This is a genomic window from Aliterella sp. E5.1, assembly GCF_057473825.1.
Genome location: NZ_JBYCCV010000246.1, coordinates 1 through 2,420 on the forward strand (window position 1 = coordinate 1; position 2,420 = coordinate 2,420).

4 protein-coding genes are annotated in these 2,420 nt (G+C 46.0%); all 4 read left to right on the forward strand.

From position 1 onward, the window contains the following. The coding region (locus AC2VE5_RS25815; protein ID WP_486890429.1) for an SDR family oxidoreductase at positions 1 to 234 on the forward strand (234 nt) is incomplete at its 5' end. A gap of 40 nt (positions 235 to 274) precedes the next feature. Further along, positions 275 to 844 (forward strand): carboxymuconolactone decarboxylase family protein, encoded by a 570-nt coding sequence (locus tag AC2VE5_RS25820; protein ID WP_486890430.1) that lies wholly within the window; start codon positions 275 to 277, stop codon positions 842 to 844. 38 nt (positions 845 to 882) lie between these two features. Next, positions 883 to 1,623: an SDR family oxidoreductase gene (locus AC2VE5_RS25825; RefSeq protein WP_486890431.1), complete on the forward strand. Its 741-nt coding sequence runs from the start codon at positions 883 to 885 to the stop codon at positions 1,621 to 1,623. 71 nt (positions 1,624 to 1,694) lie between these two features. Continuing rightward, on the forward strand, positions 1,695 to 2,420 hold a 726-nt coding region (locus tag AC2VE5_RS25830; RefSeq protein ID WP_486890432.1), incomplete at its 3' end, for an SDR family oxidoreductase.

Here is a 2,420-nt window from a genome sequence, read left to right on the forward strand (position 1 = left end):
GGTGAAAGACAGATTGCGGTGAATACGATCGCACCAGGCGCAATCGAAACAGATTTTGGGGGTGGTGCAGTGCGTGACAATCCAGAAATCAACAGCTTCATTGCTTCGCAAACGGCTCTGGGTCGTGTAGGTATGCCAAACGATATTGGTGGCGCGATCGCATCACTGCTCTCTGAAGATAACAAATGGGTGAACGCTCAAAGAATTGAAGTTTCTGGCGGTCAGTTTCTTTAAATCAAATCAATCTTAATTATGTCAAGCGTAGAAAACAATCATGTCAAACGTAGAAAACAAAGTTGTGATCGTCACTAGAGCCAATAGCAGCAGTGAATCTATTGGTTACCAGCGCGTGCAAGCTAGGTACTGGAAAGAACTGATAAATAAAGTGATCGCGCTTTTATCTTGTATTGCGATCGCCTTACCTGTTGCCGCCACTGCACAAACTCCACCAGAAAGCCAGAGTCGCCGCGAGCGAGGCAATCAAGTCATCAATAAGTTGTCAGGCGGGGCGGGGCAGCCTGTCCTTGAAGGTCTACGCCAAGATTTCCCGTTTTTAGCAGATGCAATTGTAGATTACTCTCTTGGTGAAGTTTGGTCGCGGAGCGAGCTTGACAATCGCACTCGTCAGCTTGCTACTGTCGCCGCTTTTGCTGCCCAAGGCAATCTGCCGCAACTAAAAATTCATGCAGGCTACGCCCTCCGGCTAGGAGTGACCCAAAACGAACTTAAAGAAATTGTCTACTTGACGACAGTAACGGCTGGGTTTCCGCGTGCCATTGATGCAGCACAAGCATTACGTGAAGTCTTTGCCGCTCAATCTAGTAGTCCTAGCACTACTAAATAATCTAGCCTCACGAACATAAAATGAATTGGAGATACTTTATGACTACCGATGACAACCACAAAGTTGTAGTGATTACAGGCGCGAGTAGCGGCATCGGTGAAGCTACAGCCAGGTTACTGGCAAAAAACGGCGCAAAAGTAGTTTTAGGAGCGCGGCGCACAGATCGCCTAGAAGCGCTCGTCAAAGACATTCACGCCGATGGTGGAATAGCTGAATATCAAGCTCTTGATGTGACTCAACGAAGTCAAATAGAAGAACTCGTGCAACTTACTCTAAGTAAGTTCGGTCGCGTGGATGTGTTAATCAACAATGCTGGAGTCATGCCATTATCAACCCTTGACCGATTGAAAGTTGAGGAATGGGAGCGGATGATTGATGTCAACATCAAGGGTGTTTTATACGGCATCGCGGCGGTGCTGCCAATTATGAAAGCTCAAAAATCAGGACAAATTATTAATCTTTCCTCCATTGGTGGACACGCTGTATATCCAACGGCGGCGGTTTACTGCGCTACCAAGTTCGCGGTTGGCGCGATCTCTGAAGGATTAAGACAAGAAGTCGGCGGCGATATTCGAGTGACGGTGATTTCTCCTGGCACAACAGAATCAGAGTTAGCCGATAGCATCAGCGATGAAACTGCCAAAAAAGGAATGGAAGAATTTAGACAAATATATATTCCGGCTACCGCGATCGCTCGGTCAATTTTATTTGCGATCGCTCAACCTAACGATGTTGATATTAGCGAAATTATAGTTAGACCAACAGCAAGTCCTTATTAATTAGTTACAGACAAATCGCTAAAGAGAATTTGCTTTTCCAAAACGATTGAAAACTGTAAGGAGAAATCCAAGTGAACTACGACATCAAAAACAAAATCATCTTGATTACGGGCGCGAATCGCGGCATTGGTAAAGCGATAGTTGAGTCCTTTATTAAACATGGAGCCGCCAAAGTCTATGCGGCTGTTCGTAAACTGGACAGCATTTCCCCATTGGTTAAACAATACGGCGATCAAGTAGTGCCGATCCAAGTTGATTTAAGCAATCCTCAATCTATTATTGCTGCCGCTCAAACTGCCAAAGATGTGCAAGTGGTGGTCAATAACGCCGGAGTCTTTCAAGCGGGATCTCTCTTGGGCGAGGATGCGATCGCCGCTCTCAAATTTCAGATGAACATCAACGTATATGGACTGATTTACATGGCTCAGGCATTTGCCCCAGTTCTTAGAACTAATGGAGGGGGTGTCTTTGCTCAAATCAATTCTGTTGCTTCGCTGAAAAGTTACTCCAACGCAGTCACTTACTGTGCCTCAAAAGCTTCTGCCTATTCGATTACCCAAGCACTAAGAGAACTGCTGAACGAGCAAGGCACGTTTGTGTTAAGCGTTCACCCTGGACCAATTGCTACGGATATGGGCGATGCAGCAGGGCTAACTGAGGTTGCGGAGCCACCTGAACTTGTGGCAGAGGGGATAATAGAAGCTCTAAAAACTGGGGATTTTCATGTCTTTCCTGATTCGATGGCTAAACAAATGGGTAGTGCTTATAAGAGCTTTGCGGAAAGTGTCGTTGAGGTT